Origin of the sequence: Micromonospora noduli, from assembly GCF_003264475.1 — a bacterium.
Classification (GTDB): Bacteria; Actinomycetota; Actinomycetes; order Mycobacteriales; family Micromonosporaceae; genus Micromonospora; species Micromonospora noduli.
In genome coordinates this window covers 1215056-1230685 of sequence record NZ_PYAC01000001.1, presented here as the reverse complement: position 1 = coordinate 1230685, position 15630 = coordinate 1215056, and the positions used below count along the sequence as shown (strand labels likewise).

Sequence of the window (15630 nt, the reverse complement as noted above, 5' to 3'; positions counted from 1 at the left end):
ACCAGACTTCCCGGCGCACCTGACCTGAGAGTACTCCCGGCAGCCAAGGCTCGGGGACCGCCCGGCTGCACGGTTACGAACGGCCTTGGCGCCGCAGGGAGCATCGTCAAGGATGGTGCGGGCCCGCACTGGCGGCGTTCGGGCTGTGGTTTCCGATGTCCGGCAACGGCATCAGCGAGTTGTCGGCCGGATGCGGACCTGATGCCGGGCCGGAAAGCCGACGACGATGTGGGCATGACAAGCGACATCGCTCTACTCACCGAGGACCTGACCAAGTTCTATGGTCAGCGTCGCGGTATCGAGGGGCTCAGCCTGGAGGTTCGGGCCGGGGAGGTGGTGGGTTTCCTGGGACCGAACGGAGCGGGGAAGACCACCACGATCCGGCTGCTGTTGGACTTTCTGCGCCCCACTCGTGGGCACGCGTCTGTGCTCGGGCTCGACCCGCGCAGCGACAAGGCCGCGCTGCACCGTCAGATCGGCTATCTGCCCGGTGAGCTCGTGTTTCCCGGGCGGGACAAGGCGGAAGACCTGCTGCGTTTCTTCGCCGCAGCACGCGGCGGCGTGGCCTGGTCGCAGGTGACCGAGCTCGCGGAGCGGCTCGACCTGGACCTCTCGCGCTCGGTACGGACGATGAGTAAGGGCAACAAGCAGAAGGTCGGGTTGGTGCAGGCGTTCATGCACCGGCCGGCGGTGCTGGTCCTGGATGAGCCGACCAGTGGGTTGGATCCACTCATGCAGCAGGAGTTCCTGGCCATGGTCCGCGACGCCAGTGGTGCTGGGCAGACCATCTTCATGTCCTCTCATGTCCTGGCCGAGGTGCAGCAGGTGGCCGACCGGGTCGCCATCGTCCGCGACGGCCAGTTGGTCGCGGTCGAGCGGGTTGAGTCACTGGGGAAGCGGGCGGTCCGCGCCGTCGAGATTCATTTCGATGACCCGGTGGACCCGGCGGAGTTCAGTGTCCTGCCCGGAGTAAGTGACGTGGTGGTGTCCGGCCCGGTGCTGAAATGCACCGTTGACGGCCGCATCGACCCGCTGATCAAGGCAGCGGCGCGTCATGAGGTGGTGGACATGTTGTCGGCCGAGCCCGACCTGGAAGAGACGTTCCTGTCGTTCTACTACCACGGGGAAGGAGCCGGCGATGCTTCCCGCGCTGGTGCGTAAGACCTGGCGTGACGACCGCCTGGCACTGATCGGTTGGGCCGGTGGCGTCGCCGCTTTCACCGCCATCTACACCTCGTTCTACAGCCAGTTCCAGGGAGCCGCGGAGCTGAAGCAGGACGCGCTGCCCCAGGGCATGCTGGACTTCCTCGGCATCGCCGACATGCTGTCACCCGCCGGCTATCTGCAGGCGACCATCTTCAGCCTGGTCGGCCCACTGCTGGTCCTGATGTGCGCCATCACGCTGGCAGCCCGCACGATCGCTCGGCCGGAGGAGGACGGCGGCATGGAGCTGATGCTGGCCAACCCGGTCTCGCGAACCGCCTTCGCCTGGCAACGGGTGGGCGCCGCCGGCAGCGCGCTCACCGGGATCGCCGCCATCCCCGGGATCCTGCTGATGATCATTGTCCCTTGGATCGGCATGGACATCCCCCTGTCCAACGTCGCCGCCGCGTCCGCCGGCCTGGTCGCCCTGGTGTGGAGCTTCGCCGGCGTCGCCTTCCTCGTTGGCGCCGCCACCGGAAAACGTGCTCCGGTCCTCGCGATCACCGGTGGCCTTGCCGTGGCCACCTACATGGCCAACGCCATCGGCGGCATGCTCGACGGGTGGCACTGGGTGCGATGGCTGTCACCGTTTCACTACTTCATCGGCACGGACCCTCTACACACCGGCTGGCACCCGCCCGAGCTTCTCACCCTCGTGCTCCTCGGTGCGGTAACCACGATCGCCGGAGTCATCGTGTTCGACCGCCGCGACATCGGTGTGTAAACCTGAGGCTGGTGGCCTCCGGTTACCGGCGGCCACCAGCACGCCGACAAGGAACAGCCCATGAGCGACGACAATTGGCTGGCAGCCAACTGCCAGGATCTGCTGTACGTCCCAGCCAGTACCCGGCGTCAGGCAGCGGTCAACCTGGGTGCCCGCGCAGCGGACGAAGGGCTGACGCTGCGCGAGCTCGTTACCGGCCTGCTAGATGCCACCACTGCCCACTGGAACGCCACCCCGGTCGCGTCGACCGACACCGCCGTCGCCGTGCATTCCCGCGCCGAGACACTGCTGGACACCGCCCGTGTCCTGCTCACCGACGCCGTGGACGGGTACACCCGGCAAAACCGCGCCGAGCTGGATCGCCACGACAACGAACGCGCCACCTTCGTCAACGACCTACTCACCGGCCGCGCCGACCCGGGCGGACTGGCCGAGCGCGCACACCGATACGGCATCCGCCTGTCGGCCACCCACACCGTCCTCATCGCCCGTGCGGCCGGCCTGACTTCCGGCATCACACACCGCATCGATGCCGTACTTGCCTCCAGATTCGGCGAAGGCAACACCCTCACCACCCTGCGCGACGGCGATTTGGTCTGCATCAGTGCCGGCGGTCTGCGCGGCATCGCGGCCGAACTCGCCCACCTGCTTCTGACCGAACTCGGTACGGGCAACTGGCAGATCGCCGTCGGCCGCACCCAGCCTGGTGTGCACGGCCTGGCCACGTCCCTCGACGAGGCCCGCCAAACCCTCGACTACGCCGTCAGGCTCGGCTTCAGCACGCCCGTACTCAATGCTGCCGACCTGCTGGTTTTTCCCGTGCTGCTGCGTGACCGCGACGCCATCACCGACCTGGTGACCACGGTCCTCGGGCCACTGACCACGGCTCGCGGCGGTGCCGCCCCGTACCTGGAAACCCTGACCGTGCTCTTCGACAACCAGGGCAACCACACCGCGACCGCTCGGCAGATGCACCTGTCTGTCCGCGCGATCACCTACCGCCTCGACCGCATCCGCGACCTGACCGGCTACCACCCCGGCGAAGCCACCCAACGGTTCACCCTGCAAACAGCCGTACTCGGTGCTCGGCTGCTCGGCTGGCCACCGTAGCCGAGCTCAGGACGGCCTTGTCGTGGTCGGCTGTTCCTCGTAGACGTCCGGCACCCCGTCGGCGTCGCTGTCGCGCTCCTCCAGCGCGCAGACACCCTGGTAATGCCGGTTACGAGCGCGGAGGACGACGGTTGCCAGCAGCGCCGACAGCAGCGATCCGAGCAGAACACCGATCTTGGAGTGGTCGTCGCGTTCGGTGCCGGCGCCGAACGCCAGCTCGCCGATCAACAGCGACACCGTGAACCCGACCCCGGCCAGCAGCGCCAACCCCACCATGTCCCACCAGGCGAGCCCTTCCGCGAGCCGGGCCCGGGTGAACCGCTGCACGAGCCAGGTGGCACCGAGGACGCCAGCCGCCTTGCCCACCACCAACCCCACCATCACGCCCAGAGCGACCGAGTCGGTCAGGGTCGCGCCGAGGCCACCCGCCCCGGCAACCGAGACTCCGGCGGCGAAGAACGCGAAAACCGGGACCGCGACCCCGGCTGACAGGGGCCGGATGCGGTGTTCGAAGTGCTCCGCCAGGCCAGGGCCAGGTCCCGGCTTGCGGCGTAGCACCGGAACGGTGAAGGCCAGCGCGACCCCGGCGACGGTGGCATGCACGCCGGAGGCGTGCACCAGCGCCCACGCCGTGACGGCCAGCGGAAGCAGCAGCCACCAGGACCGCACCCGGCGCTGAACCAGCAGACCGAACAGCGCCATCGGGGCCAGCGCGAGCAGCAGCGGCCCGAAGTGCAGTGAACTGGTGTAGAAGACCGCGATGATCACAATGGCAAGCAGGTCGTCGACCACCGCGAGGGTGAGCAGAAACGTGCGCATCGCCGAGGGCAGGCTGGTGTTGATCACGCCGAGCACGGCGAGGGCGAACGCGATGTCCGTGGCGGTCGGGATCGCCCATCCGGTCAACGCCCCGTCGCCGGCCCCGACGTTGAACGCCACGTAGATCAGCGCCGGCAGCGTCATTCCGCCGAGCGCGGCGGCGACGGGCAGCATCGCTCGGCGGGGCTCGCGTAGATCACCGGCGACGAACTCGCGCTTGAGCTCCAGCCCGGCGACGAAGAAGAAGATCGCTAGCAGGCCATCGGCGGCCCACTGCGCCAATGAGAGGTCCAGATGCAGCGCCTCGGGGCCAACGGTGACGTCGGCGAGTGAGCGGTACGCGTCGGACCAGGGCGAGTTCGCCCAGGCGAGAGCGAGCACGGCGGCGACCAGCAGCAGCACCCCACCGACCGTTTCGGTCCGGAGAATATCTCCGATCCGACGTACCTCAGGCCAACTCCTGCGGCTGAGCAGGAGTGGCGTGCCGTTAGCCGGGGGGCGGCTCATCGTGGTCCTCCGGTGGGGTCGGTAACGAAATCGCCGACCAGTCTTCCCGGCACACCGGCTACTACGTTAGCCAAACGACGACCATCAGCCTGTCACCGCGCCTGAGAACAGGAGCGTGTCATCCACGGCTGGGCAGCGTGCAGCCTGACCGGTCATTCGCGCCTTCGATGTGGCTCTGAGCCGGAGTCACCGGTGGCTACGCCGCGGGCCGCTGAGCCGCAGTGTGTTGCAGATGTCGAAGACGCCCGGCACGTCGTAGGCGAGGTCCGCCGCGACCTGCCGCGCGTTCGCGTTACTCACCACGCCGGCGAGGATGACGACTCGGTTCTGCACGGCGACGGTGATCTGTTGGCGCCGCGTGGTCCAGTCGATGCTCAATCGCTGCGCGACCAGCGCCTCAAGTCTCAGGTCCTCGTGGTCCGGCTCGGGCTGGCGCGAGGTGTCGGCGAACCAGTTCTCATCGGGCAACGGCCATGGCATGTACATGGTCAGCTCCTTGATTGTGACGAGGCCGGACGGGATAGGGACGGCGAGCCAGTGACGTCCTCAGGCCGGTCAGAAACCCGATCGGATGGGACTCATGAACTTGAACGGAAACCGGCCTGACCGTGCTTGGGGCTGGCCTTCTGGTGCTGGCGCTGCGTCGCGTCTCCCGTTCAGGGGGAGTCGGATGGGTCGGGCCTGGCGGTGGCCACGACGAGTACAACGCCGATGCCGGCGAGGCCGGCTTGGACGACCAGGTTCAGGAGGTTGAGGGTGCTGGTATCGACACCCGCGAGACGGGCGACAATGCTGCCCGCCAGCGCGGCGACCACCCCGACGGACACTGTCAGCCAGATCGGGGCCTCCTGGCGTCCTGGGACGACGAGCCTGCCGAGCAGGCCGACAGCGACGCCGACGAGGAGCGCGGTGACGAGACCAACGATGCTCATGGGCTCCCTCGATCTCCTTCAAGTACGAGTGCTACGACAATTGAGGGCCGGTTCTCGAGACTCGCCGCGCCATCAGCGGCCATTCGAATGGCCACTGGCTTCTTGTGATCCGATGCCAGGGGTGTCGGTTGTCGCTGCCGGCGGCGAGGATGCCTTCGGTCCGGAGGAGTGAGATCAATAACGGGTGGCGGCGGTGGCGGTTGGCCGTTCCGACACCGACCCCTTGGACAGTTGGGCGAGGGCGTCTTCGCGGCTGTCGAAGATGGGGAAGGCTCCGTCCAGGCGCATCGTGTGCAGGACGGTGCGGATGAACCGCGACGGTGCGGCCAGGCAGAGGGTGGCCCCACGATCTCGGGCTTCGCGGTGGGCGCGGACGAGGTGACCGAGGCCGGTGGAGTCGATGAGGTGTACTCGGCTCAGGTCGACCACGACGTGTCCGCCCATGTCCGCCGCGTGCCGCAGGGCGGTGCGCAGGGTGTCCCCGGTGTCGAGATCGACGTCACCGCCGGCGGCGACAACGGTCACGTCGTCGAGGTGGTCGATGCCGAGGATGCCACCAGGACCATGGTCGCCGCACGACGCGTTGCCGCCACCGGGGAGCGGCAGCAGACTGCAGTGCGGGCAGCGGTGCGGGCCAGTGGCGAACGGGGAACCGCTCCAACCCTGTTCGGACACCAGGGTCCAGACGACCTCGGCATCGGGGAGCACGCACGCGGTGGCCTTGACGCTGTCGCCGCAGGTGTCGCAGATCAGGGTCATCAGATGGTCGTCCGGGACAACGGTCATTCTGCTGGTCCTTCCTGGGGCCATGTCTACCGATGGGGTGGGACACGGCGATCGTGCAGAGCTGATGCGGAGGCCGGCTCTCGAGCGTGATGTTTCCGGCGCTGATAGCCGTTACGCCCGATGGTGGGCAGGGAAGCCCGCTGGGCGGTCGTCAGTGAGCGACTTTTACCGACGCGCGACCATGAGCGACCAGCGTCGGCTGTGTGCGGATGGGTGCCTGCCCGCCGGGCGGCGACGACGGGGCAGTGTCGACGACCGGCAGGATCTGGTCCAGGCGGGCGGCCTGCAGGATGCGCCGGATGCGCGGGTTCGGATCGCGGACGGTGAGCACCCCGTCGGCACGGGCCAACCGCCGGTGCACATCGAGGAGGAGGCCGATGGCAGCGGCGTCAATGTGCCGGCACCCAGACAGGTCGACCACCACCTGTGCGGGATGCAGGGCGAGCAGGCGGTCGAACACGGCTCCGGTCGCCGGCAGGCAGGCAAGGTCGAACTCCGCGACGCGCACCTCGACCAGCGGCAGCGTGCATGGCGTGGTTGCCAGTGGCCCTGTCACAGGCACACCCCTCTCCCTCCGCGGATCCGGTCGCCTGTCACCCTGCCGGGCGGGTTTGGCGGCCACCACGCAGATCTGTGACAGTTCCGTGACAAATCAGCCAACCGGCCGCCACGGTTGGCCTCCGAGCCGGTCGTCTGGGGATGATGCCGGGTATGACGGCCGTACTGGTGATCGAGGACGACGACCGCATCCGCTTGGCGTTGTTGCTCGCACTGGAGGACGAGGGTTACGACGCGGTGGGCGCGGCCACGGCCGAGGAGGGGCTGCGCGCTCAGCGCCGCGACCCCGCCGACTACGTGCTGGTCGACCTGATGCTGCCCGGTCTCGACGGCTTCGAATGCATTCGGCAACTGCGCCGTGACGACGATGTCCCGATCGTGGTGGTCAGCGCCCGCGACGACACCCACGACATTGTCGCCGCCCTGGAGGCCGGCGCCGACGACTACGTCGTCAAGCCGGTGGCGATCAAGGAACTGACCGCTCGGCTGCGCGCCCTGCGTCGCCGGGCCCGTAGCGGCGTCGCTGGGCACACGCCGGAGCCGGTGCCAGTGCTCGTCGTCGGCGAGCTGGAGATCAGCCCTGACGGGGGAGAGGTGCGCAGAGCCGGCCAACCCGTACCGGTCACCCGTACCGAATTCCGGCTGCTGTGCGAGCTGGCCGAACACGCCGGTCGGGTGCTGTCCCGCCAGCAACTGCTCGAACGGGTCTGGGGGTACGACAGCGGCGACGAACGGCTCGTCGACGTGCACGTCGGCCGGTTGCGGCAGAAGATCGAGTCAGACCCGGCGAACCCCCGGCACCTGGTCACCCTGCGGGGCCTGGGCTACAAGCTGCAGCGATGAGACGCCTCGGGCTGCGTACCCGGGTGACCGCCGCGTTCGCGGTCGGCGCGCTCCTGCTCTCGGCGTCGATGGCCCTGATCTCCTACGATCTGACCCGCCGATCCCTGCTCGACGAGCGGGAACGCGCCGCCCTGCGCGCCGCGTACTTCGACGCGACCGTCGTCCGCGCCGGGATCGACACCGAGACCCCCGACGTCGTACAGGTGCTTCGGTCGCTGGACACGGGCGGGAGTCGGCGGCCGGTGCTGCACCTGGACGGCGAGTGGTATGCCCGCACCGCCGACCCCGGCACCACCGCCGCCATCCCTGTCGAGCTGCGCCGGGTCGTCACCGCCGGCAAACCCGCCGTGCAGCGGGTACGCGTCGACGACCAGCCCGCCTTGGTCGTCGGCGTGCCTCTGTCAGCGACGGCGACGTACTTCGAGGTCAACTCGCTGCGCGAGCTGGAACAGACTTTCCAGGTCCTGGCGCTCGCGCTGACCACCGTCGCGATCATGGTCGCCGGCTCCGGCGCGGCCCTGGGCTGGTACGCCACCCGGCACGGGCTGCGCCCGCTGACGGCGGTCGCCGACGCGGCGGAGAAGATCGCCGCCGGTGATTTCACCGCCCGGCTGGACCCGGCCACCGACCCTGACCTGACCCGGTTGTCCTCATCGTTCAACCAGATGGTCGACCAGCTCGCCCGGCGCATCGAGCGGGACCGGCGCTTCGCCGCCGACGTCAGCCACGAGCTGCGCTCGCCGCTGCAGACTCTCGCGGCGGCGGCCAGTGTTCTGGCCCGTCGTCGTGAACAGCAGGACGAGCGAACGGCGATCGCGGCGGGGCTGGTCGCCGACGAGATCGACCGTTTTCAGCGGCTCGTCAACGATCTGATCGACCTGGCTCGTAGCGACCAGCCCGCCCACCGTGCTCCCGTCGATGTCGTGGCGCTGGCCAGAGACGCCTGCCATGCCCTGGACCTGCCCGCGTCAATCGTCCGCCTCGCACCAGAGGTGTCCGCGACGTGGCTGGTCGAGCGGCGGCGTGTCGCGCAGGTGCTGGCGAACCTGTTGGACAACGCCGTCACCTATGGGGGTGGGCCGACGTGTGTCCTGCTCGATCGCGACGGCAGCGCGGGCGTCATCGAGGTCGACGACGACGGTCCGGGTGTGCCCCTCGAGGACCGTGAGGTAATCTTCGACCGTTTCGTTCGAGGGCGAGCCGCCCACACCCGGGGTGCCGGCGACGGCACCGGACTCGGCCTCGCGCTGGTCGCCCAGCACGCCACCGCACACGGCGGACACGTTACGGTCACCGACCGCCCCGGCGGGGGCGCCCGCTTCCGCATCACGCTGCCGGAGAGCCTGACGTGAACCATCGCCGATTTCTCGCCGTGGGGCTCGTCGCGCTGCTGACCGGCTGCGGCATCCCCACCGACAACGCCCCCCGCCCCGTACAACCGCCGCGCGGGCCGTTCCCGACCTCCGACCCCGCCGACACGGCACCGGCCGGCCCGGCCACCGAAACCCTCTGCCTGGTTCGCGACAACCGGATCGTCCCGGTGCTCCGGCGCGTGGACCGCCTACCCACCATCGAGGACCACCTGCGGCACCTGCTCGCCGGACCCACCGAGGGCGAACGCGACACCGACCTGACCAGCGCACTGCCGGGGGCGGTCAACGCCGCCGGTGCGACAGTGACCGGCACCCAGGCGCGCGTCACGGTCGACGAACCCGGCGATGACGCCGGGCGCAGCGACGAAGTCCTCGCCTTCGGGCAGATCGTCTGCACCCTCACCAGCCGCGATGACGTCACCAGCGTGACGTTCCTGCGCGACGGCAGGCCGTTGGGCGTGCCCCGCGCCGACGGTTCACTGTCCGAACAGCCGCTCAGCCGAGCCGACTACGCCCCACTGATCACCCCACGGTGAGCCGGCCCATGTCGGGATGGCGGCCCACGAAAGGAGGTACACCCAGGGCTCATAACTGTGTGCCATCGCTCACCGCTCAGATGCGATGACGATCGAAAGAACCTGGCGTTGCTCCGACCGGCCGGGACGCTTGTCCCGCAAACCATTGGCCGGCAGTGACGATGTCGCCGCCAGTGCCGGCCTGGCCGCACAGGTCTTGCATGGCGACCGTACTTCTCGGCGATGTGCGGGCCCGCTGGCAGACGCTGATTGTCGGCGGGCTACAGGTTGTTGATTCGGGCCAGTAGGTCTGCCTCGGTCAGGTTTTCCAGGACCGCGTCCTGCTTGCGGCCCAGGACCGCCAACAGCTTCTCCTTCTCCAGCTTCTTGGCCGCCGCCTCCTTCGCCGCCTGGTCCTCCGTGAGGCGGACGGCGATGACGTGCTTGACGACCTCCAGCTTGGTCTCCAAGGTTGCCTTGGCCGGATTGGCCTCGGTGGCCACGAACGACTCGGTGTCGACGGCCTTGAGTTCGGCGTTGACCGCCTTGGCCACATCATCGAGGCTGAAGCCGGACCGGGCGGTCAGCGGAAGCTCCCACAGCTGTTCCGTGGTCAGCAGTCCCTTGGCCGACGGATAGCGGAACTTCTCCCGTGTGGCCTTCTCGAAAATGGTCACGGTAGCCTCTCTGGAATATCTGGATAGGGAATCAGAACTGGATGCTGATGAGGCGGCGCCGGCCGCCGGTCATGGTCACCTTGGCGACCACAGAGCTGCGGACCGTGGAGCTGAAGCCGAGGCCGGACAGCTGATCTGGAGACGGCTCGCACTTGGTGCGGTCGCCGAGAACCTCGAACACCTTGCGGTGCGGTTGCAGGTCGCTGCGGAGGAACTCGTTGTAGATCCCCCGCGTCGGCTGGTCGTTCACGCACCCCTTCAGGATGAAGAAGTAGTGCCGGTTGCCGACCTCGTTGTCGTCGAAGTAGTTCGGCGAGTACATGATGGTGGACACCGGTACGAACTGTTCGGTGGTGATGCCCCACAACTCCTTGCCCGCACTGCCCGGATGCACGTCCTTACCCGGCCGGAAAGCGGTGATCACCCCGCCGGCAACAGTCATCCGGCCCACCTCGACGGTCTCCTTGTGGCCGACCGCGCGCTCGTGGCTGTAATGCTCGATCTTCCCGTTGCTCTCTGTCTCGATCACGAAGCCGACCTGGGTGCTGTCCCGCTTGCGGTACTGGTTCACCTCGATCCGGTACTCACCGTCGGCGACACGGTCGGTCCAGGTGACGTTCTCCACCGGCTCGCGGGAGAGCGTCCCACTGGCGTTCATGTCGACGTCCAGCTTGTTGCGCTTCTCCTGGTACCAGATGTGGTCGCCGTTGGGTTCGTACACGTGCAGGTCTAGGTCGTCGTGGTTGAACCAGGACAGGCTCACCCGCAGCTTGCCGGTGACGTTGCCGCCGGCCCGCTTGACCTTCTCCCTGATCGAGTCGGTGACGTTGCCGCCGTACGACCAGCCGAAATCGTTGTCCCACTTGAACAACCGCGGAGCAGCCGGGCGCCGGCCGGTGGTGAGGCTGACGAGGTGCGGCTCGTAGGTGTTGGCGACCCACAGGTCGATCGTGGCGGCGCCGGGCAGGACGTCCTTCATGAAGGAGACCACGGGGATCTCCTCCGGCTTGGCGTCGCGAAGGAGCGCACCTGACGACCGGATGGTGGCCGCCTGCATGAGCAGCCCTTCGATGCCGTCCTTCATCCGTGCCTGGGTGTCGTTGTCGACCCACAGCACGTTGGTGACCGACACGTCGGACAGCTGGGCGAACCGTCGCTGCAACGACTCCTCGATGCCCAGCTCGGCAATGGTCCTCATGGCGGCCTTGACCATGCCCGGGGTGATCAACGCCGTCGGGCGCTGGTAATTCTGCGGCGCCACCTTCGCCTCGAACGACCGGACCGCCTGCTCCAGGTCGACGCCCGCGGCGAGATCCTGGACGAGGGTGCCGATCACCGTGTTGCGGAACCGGGCCGCCGGGTTCATGGCGTTGGCGAAGACGAAGGCACGCCGGTCGGTCGCCTGGGTCCACCGGTTCTGCAGCGAGCGGAACTCGATCACCGCCCGGCGATGCTCCGCGCCGCGGTAGAGGGCGTTGTCGTCGACGAGGTCGACGACGGTGTCCAGAGCGTGCCGGGTCAGCTCGGCCAGGCCACGCTGGAAGACCTGCACCGCGGCTTCAAAGTTGCCCCGTGCCGCGCCGACGTCCTCGATGCGATGCCGCTCGTCCACCCGGCCGTGCAGGTGGTGCCACACCTCGACCTGGCCGTCGCGCAGCGTTCGGGTGGTCTTCGTCCCGTACTGCGCCTGGGTGGACCGGAAGATGGTGGACAACGGGAGCGAAAGAACGAACTCGTCCAGAGCGGCGGCGACGACGGAGAAGACCGGGTCGGATGCCGACACCCCGGACCAGACGGTACGGACCCGCCCGTCGTGGATCTCGACGACGTTGCCGAAGTGCTTGATGAAACCGCGGCAGGTCGAGCAGTCGTACTCGGATCGCTCACGGAACCGCAGATTGGTGCCGGCGGGGAAGGAGTCGAGAAAGGTGAGCCAGAGTGAGTCCCCGTCGAGACCGTCGCCGACGGCGTACAACTCACCCCTGGACATCGTGGACAGCCGCGAGGTCACATCCGCCACGAACTGCTGGAAATTGCCCACCGTTTCATCCCCCTTGATCGCCGGAGATGCTACGCAGCGAACGTCAATCGGAGAAACGCGTTTGCGGCTGTCCGCACGGTCACGGGCGGGCGCCGGTGGCCGGCGGTCAGTCGACCGGAGCGCGTACGGCGGTGGGGTGCCGGGCGCCGACGGTCAACACGACTGCGTGCGACATCGCGGGTGGGCGCGGGAAGTCGGCTAACTTGCATCACCGTCCGAGACGCCATGCCTCGGTGCCGCCGCCTGCAGCGCTGCCATCACGGTGTGCCCTGGGTAGTCGATCAGCGTGGGATAGTGCCGTCGGTGGCAACAGTCCCAGTAGCTGGCGATCCGCCGGCCGGTGAGCGCCACGAAAGCCGGGTTCTCGGCGGCAAATCGCCCGTAGACGGCGTCCGTGGGGCTGTGCGGAACAACCAGCTCCGGCGCGAGAACTCGCCGAATGACCAGCAGAATCTCGCCGCCTCCGCAGCAACGGACGGCTCGTCAAAGTAGATCCGGTATGGAATCAGGACCGGCTCACCATCGACCAGCACACGGAACGGCGGCGTCGGCGCGTTCGGCGCCGGCGGTAGGACTGCCAACGCTTCCCGCACGTCGTCACCGAGACGACGTGGGAAGGCAGCATCCAAGGCTGCGGCCTCACCCAACTCCGAGATCCCGAACTGCACGGCCGATCGTAGCCCTGGCGGCGGCGCAGCCATTACGAGACGTCCCTTAGACGAGAACCTGTCCGTGAGCGCGATCACCCTGGACCGGCGAGGCCATGGCCGCGCTCGACGTGATCCCGACGCCCGGACACACCGCACCGGACCAGTGACCTCCCGGAGCTCTCGGCCGCACCTTGGGGGCGCCAGCTTCAAGACCACGAAGCCGATCACGACCCTCAGGACTTCGCTCGACGTCCGCACCCCTGCGGCGGTCAGGCGGAGGCCCGGCTTCATGAGAATCCGGGCCGCCCGCCGGGCGTACGCCCGTTGACCAAGCCGCTTACTCCGGCAGGCGGATTACCGGTGAAGTCAGGCGAAGAGGTTGCCGGTGATGTCGGCGTAGAAGTCGGCGGGATCGCGGGAGAGGGAGGCCTTGACGTTGGCGGTGGGCTTGTCAGCGATGACTTCGATCTTGCCTGCTTCCAGTCCGTCGAGGGCCTGGGCGACCACCTCGTGGGGCGCGAGCTTGGGGATGTCGACGCCAGCCATCATGTCCGTGTCGGCGATCGCCAGCGCCAGGGCGGTGACCAGAGTCTTCTGGTCGGCCAACTCGAGTCGGATGCCGTTCGTCAGGGACCACTCCGCGGCCTTGGAGGCGGCGTAGCCGTTGCTGCCGGGGCTGAAGGTGTACCAGCTCAGCGCCGAGATGACGTTGAGGATGGCGCCACCGGCCAGCCTGGGCGCGAAGGCGCGGGTGACGTTGAGAGTGCCCCAGAAGTTGGTGTCGAGGTCGCGGCGGATGTTCTCCGTGGAGGGGCCGAGCAGCGGGGCTTCAGTGGAGGTGCCGGCGTTGTTGATGAGGATGTCGAGGTCGCCCACCTTGCCTGCGGCGGCCTCGATGGACGCGGGATCCGTGATGTCCAGCTGGAGCGCGACGGCACCGGGGATGTCGATGCTTTCCAGGCGACGGGCGGTCGCAAAGACGGTGGCGCCCCGGGCGAGGAGGGCCTCGGCGAAGGCCTTGCCGAGGCCGCGGTTAGCTCCGGTCACGAGAGCTGTTGAGCCGTTGATTTGCATATCGCCACGCTAAAACCTCACGTTGACGTCAGGGGCAAACTTGTGCGAGGTGAATCACGCTCGCCCGTGTCGGCGGCGCTCGGCTCCGGGCGACCCGGGTGCGGCCGGTAACGCCCAGCCGAGCTGCCGAGGCACGAAGGGATCGCGCTGCCGGTGAGCGAGCCGTTCGACCGGTGGCCCGACGGTGACTGCACTAGAAGGTGCCCCGGTCCAGGGCATGTGTTCAAATCCGTCACAGCCATTCGTCGATGGCGGCGAGTTGGATGGGGCTTCGTAGCGGACGACCAGCTTGTCGGCACGCCATGGAGGGATGCCGCGTCACTGCATAGCGGTGGCCGGGGGATGATCGATTGATTCGGGGCAGCAGAAGGTGTACAGCGAGTAGCCGCGCCCGATCTGCACGCCGACGGTGTCTGGGGACGCGGTCGGATTCTCCTCGGACGGGCGCCAGCTGCAATGCATGCCGTTCCAGTCGCTGGAGCCGACCGTGAGAATCAAGGTCATCGTGGTGCCGCAGGCAGCACAGTCCATCGGGTACGGATCGGTCAGTGACCAGTTCGCGTACCCGCCGACCTTCCATCCCGGCGCCAGCGACAAGTCGCTCTGATAGTGGGGACGGCTCTCGTCTTCGTCGTCATCCCACTCGTCGAGCCGCTCGCGTAGGTCATCGGGGAGCAGGTCGGCGTATTGGTACTCGCGGACCTGCTCCGGGTGCACCACGCACGGAAGCGGCAGGTACATGTCACTGATCACCGGCGGCTCGGGAGGTGCTTCGAGCAGCGGGCCGACGGCGGAACTGTCGCGCCAGTAGAGAAAGACGCGAGGGCTGTAGTGCCGGTCCGAGTGGTCCACCGGGCACCACAGCACCTGGAGCAGGTCGGTGCCGTCCGGACCGACGTAGTCCGGGATATCTCGTTGGTACAACTGCGCGACCGGAACCAACGGGATGGGAACCTCGATCAGGTCGTCCAGGTCCAGAGCGTCGGCCGCATCGAGCTCGGCCCGCTCCTCCGCAGTCAAGAAGTCTCCGCCCGGCAGCGGCTCCCGAGCTTCTGCGGTCGCGAAGATCTCCCGCCTGCGGTGCAGGGCGGCCGGGGTCGTCAGGTTCCATGGCTCGTGCGCCCTGGCGTCGTCGCAGACCGGCCATACCTCGTCGGCCGGCCATAGCAGCGGTCCGCCGACCGAACTGTCCGTAATGGTCGGAGCGCCGGGTCGGGGATGCAGGCGGGTAGCGGTGATGGAATGTTCCCGCAGTTCGGGGAAGAGTTCGGTGAGGGCTAGGGGACGCGGAGGCGTGGTACGGACCATAGAAGTGAATCCTATGGCCCGAATGTTGGTGCGAGCCCGGTCTAGGGGAGCAGATTGGGAGCAGCGGGGTGCCCTGAACGGCCTTGAAGCGCTCACGGTTTGCGCAGCAGTCGACAAAGCCCTATGCAGGTCACCGAACGCGGCCGCAGGTGAGGAATTGCGCCACTGCCAGCAACAGAGCGATGGTGCCGCCGAACGCGTTGCCACCGGCGGTGATCGCCAAGGGAATCGAGATCCCACCAGCGAAGGACAGCAAGGTGGCGGCGATCCGACTGCTGTGCCGGTGCCGTAGGGCTGGCCAGATCTGTCGGGGTCGGCGGGTCGGATCCAGGTCGTCGAGCTTGCTGACATCGCTGGCGATGCCTGTGCGTTTCTCTCCTCAACACCTGGTCGAGATTCGCGGACCTCAAGCCAAAGGTCCAATGTGGTGGATGTGTTCTGCCCCCATACCTTGTCCGCGTGGCTGGCCTTCGGAAACAAAGGTCCGCGACGCCCGGCCGCGTGGACCGG

General features: G+C 67.9%; 15 protein-coding genes. 6 read left to right on the top strand and 9 right to left on the bottom strand.

The features are described from left to right. The first annotated feature begins 234 nt into the window (after nt 1–234). Genes MED15_RS05280 through MED15_RS05270 form a run of 3 tightly spaced genes read left to right on the top strand, consistent with a single transcriptional unit; the run spans nt 235 to nt 3037 of the window. Nucleotides 235–1161 carry an ABC transporter ATP-binding protein gene (locus MED15_RS05280; protein ID WP_112602367.1) on the top strand — a complete coding sequence of 309 codons (927 nt, stop codon included), beginning with the start codon at nt 235–237 and terminating at the stop codon, nt 1159–1161. Then, nucleotides 1139–1927: an ABC transporter permease subunit gene (locus MED15_RS05275; RefSeq protein WP_112583106.1), complete on the top strand. Its 789-nt coding sequence runs from the start codon at nt 1139–1141 to the stop codon at nt 1925–1927. Before MED15_RS05280 ends, MED15_RS05275 begins: the two co-directional genes overlap by 23 nt. A 60-nt stretch (nt 1928–1987) precedes the next feature. Next, nucleotides 1988–3037: a PucR family transcriptional regulator gene (locus MED15_RS05270; RefSeq protein WP_112583107.1), complete on the top strand. Its 1050-nt coding sequence runs from the start codon at nt 1988–1990 to the stop codon at nt 3035–3037. Between the two features lie 6 nt (nt 3038–3043). Here the strand turns inward: MED15_RS05270 and nhaA are convergent, their stop codons facing one another. The 5 genes from nhaA to MED15_RS05245 all read right to left on the bottom strand — a co-directional run bounded on the left by nhaA (nt 3044) and on the right by MED15_RS05245 (nt 6637). Continuing rightward, nucleotides 3044–4363 carry a Na+/H+ antiporter NhaA gene (gene nhaA, locus MED15_RS05265; protein ID WP_112726910.1) on the bottom strand — a complete coding sequence of 440 codons (1320 nt, stop codon included), beginning with the start codon at nt 4361–4363 and terminating at the stop codon, nt 3044–3046. A 186-nt stretch (nt 4364–4549) separates the two neighbouring features. Then, nucleotides 4550–4849 (bottom strand): BON domain-containing protein, encoded by a 300-nt coding sequence (locus tag MED15_RS05260; protein WP_112583109.1) that lies wholly within the window; start codon nt 4847–4849, stop codon nt 4550–4552. 170 nt (nt 4850–5019) lie between these two features. Then, entirely contained in the window at nt 5020–5295 is a 276-nt protein-coding gene (locus tag MED15_RS05255; RefSeq protein WP_112583110.1) for a GlsB/YeaQ/YmgE family stress response membrane protein, read from the bottom strand. Nucleotides 5296–5469: 174 nt separating this feature from the next. Next, a complete protein-coding gene (locus MED15_RS05250; RefSeq protein WP_112731004.1) occupies nt 5470–6081 on the bottom strand; it encodes an STAS domain-containing protein in 612 nt (203 codons plus the stop codon). A gap of 151 nt (nt 6082–6232) precedes the next feature. Then, on the bottom strand, nt 6233–6637 hold the full coding sequence (locus MED15_RS05245; protein WP_112583112.1) for an STAS domain-containing protein: 405 nt from the start codon (nt 6635–6637) through the stop codon (nt 6233–6235). A 155-nt stretch (nt 6638–6792) separates the two neighbouring features. Here MED15_RS05245 and MED15_RS05240 point away from each other — a divergent pair, with 155 nt between their 5' ends. Genes MED15_RS05240 through MED15_RS05230 form a run of 3 tightly spaced genes read left to right on the top strand, consistent with a single transcriptional unit; the run spans nt 6793 to nt 9391 of the window. Further along, nucleotides 6793–7482, top strand: coding sequence for a response regulator transcription factor (locus MED15_RS05240; protein WP_112583113.1), 690 nt, complete (start codon nt 6793–6795; stop codon nt 7480–7482). Beyond that, nucleotides 7479–8834: a sensor histidine kinase gene (locus MED15_RS05235; RefSeq protein WP_112583114.1), complete on the top strand. Its 1356-nt coding sequence runs from the start codon at nt 7479–7481 to the stop codon at nt 8832–8834. Before MED15_RS05240 ends, MED15_RS05235 begins: the two co-directional genes overlap by 4 nt. Then, complete coding sequence (locus MED15_RS05230) at nt 8831–9391, top strand: GerMN domain-containing protein (RefSeq protein WP_112583115.1); 561 nt, start codon at nt 8831–8833, stop codon at nt 9389–9391. The genes MED15_RS05235 and MED15_RS05230 overlap by 4 nt, the downstream gene beginning before the upstream one ends. Before the next feature lie 260 nt (nt 9392–9651). On the opposite strand, the gene MED15_RS05225 is transcribed toward MED15_RS05230, so the two are convergent. The 4 genes from MED15_RS05225 to MED15_RS05210 all read right to left on the bottom strand — a co-directional run bounded on the left by MED15_RS05225 (nt 9652) and on the right by MED15_RS05210 (nt 15120). Continuing rightward, entirely contained in the window at nt 9652–10047 is a 396-nt protein-coding gene (locus MED15_RS05225) for a hypothetical protein (RefSeq protein WP_112583116.1), read from the bottom strand. Between the two features lie 31 nt (nt 10048–10078). Beyond that, the gene (locus tag MED15_RS05220; RefSeq protein ID WP_112734883.1) at nt 10079–12088 is read right to left on the bottom strand and encodes a hypothetical protein; all 2010 of its coding nucleotides are present in this window, start codon (nt 12086–12088) and stop codon (nt 10079–10081) included. Nucleotides 12089–13104: 1016 nt separating this feature from the next. Beyond that, complete coding sequence (locus tag MED15_RS05215) at nt 13105–13812, bottom strand: SDR family oxidoreductase (RefSeq protein ID WP_112583118.1); 708 nt, start codon at nt 13810–13812, stop codon at nt 13105–13107. 318 nt (nt 13813–14130) lie between these two features. Beyond that, the gene (locus MED15_RS05210) at nt 14131–15120 is read right to left on the bottom strand and encodes a hypothetical protein (protein ID WP_112583119.1); all 990 of its coding nucleotides are present in this window, start codon (nt 15118–15120) and stop codon (nt 14131–14133) included. Nucleotides 15121–15630: the final 510 nt, after the last annotated feature.

Excerpts from the sequence above, each read along its gene's own strand:
- nhaA (WP_112726910.1), bottom strand. The coding sequence starts at position 4,363 with ATGAGCCGCCCCCCGGCTAACGGCACGCCACTCCTGCTCAGCCGCAGG.
- MED15_RS05250 (WP_112731004.1), bottom strand. The coding sequence starts at position 6,081 with ATGACCGTTGTCCCGGACGACCATCTGATGACCCTGATCTGCGACACC.
- MED15_RS05240 (WP_112583113.1), top strand. The coding sequence starts at position 6,793 with ATGACGGCCGTACTGGTGATCGAGGACGACGACCGCATCCGCTTGGCG.
- MED15_RS05280 (WP_112602367.1), top strand. The coding sequence starts at position 235 with ATGACAAGCGACATCGCTCTACTCACCGAGGACCTGACCAAGTTCTAT.
- MED15_RS05210 (WP_112583119.1), bottom strand. The coding sequence starts at position 15,120 with ATGGTCCGTACCACGCCTCCGCGTCCCCTAGCCCTCACCGAACTCTTC.
- MED15_RS05215 (WP_112583118.1), bottom strand. The coding sequence starts at position 13,812 with ATGCAAATCAACGGCTCAACAGCTCTCGTGACCGGAGCTAACCGCGGC.
- MED15_RS05255 (WP_112583110.1), bottom strand. The coding sequence starts at position 5,295 with ATGAGCATCGTTGGTCTCGTCACCGCGCTCCTCGTCGGCGTCGCTGTC.
- MED15_RS05275 (WP_112583106.1), top strand. The coding sequence starts at position 1,139 with ATGCTTCCCGCGCTGGTGCGTAAGACCTGGCGTGACGACCGCCTGGCA.
- MED15_RS05270 (WP_112583107.1), top strand. The coding sequence starts at position 1,988 with ATGAGCGACGACAATTGGCTGGCAGCCAACTGCCAGGATCTGCTGTAC.
- MED15_RS05235 (WP_112583114.1), top strand. The coding sequence starts at position 7,479 with ATGAGACGCCTCGGGCTGCGTACCCGGGTGACCGCCGCGTTCGCGGTC.
- MED15_RS05260 (WP_112583109.1), bottom strand. The coding sequence starts at position 4,849 with ATGTACATGCCATGGCCGTTGCCCGATGAGAACTGGTTCGCCGACACC.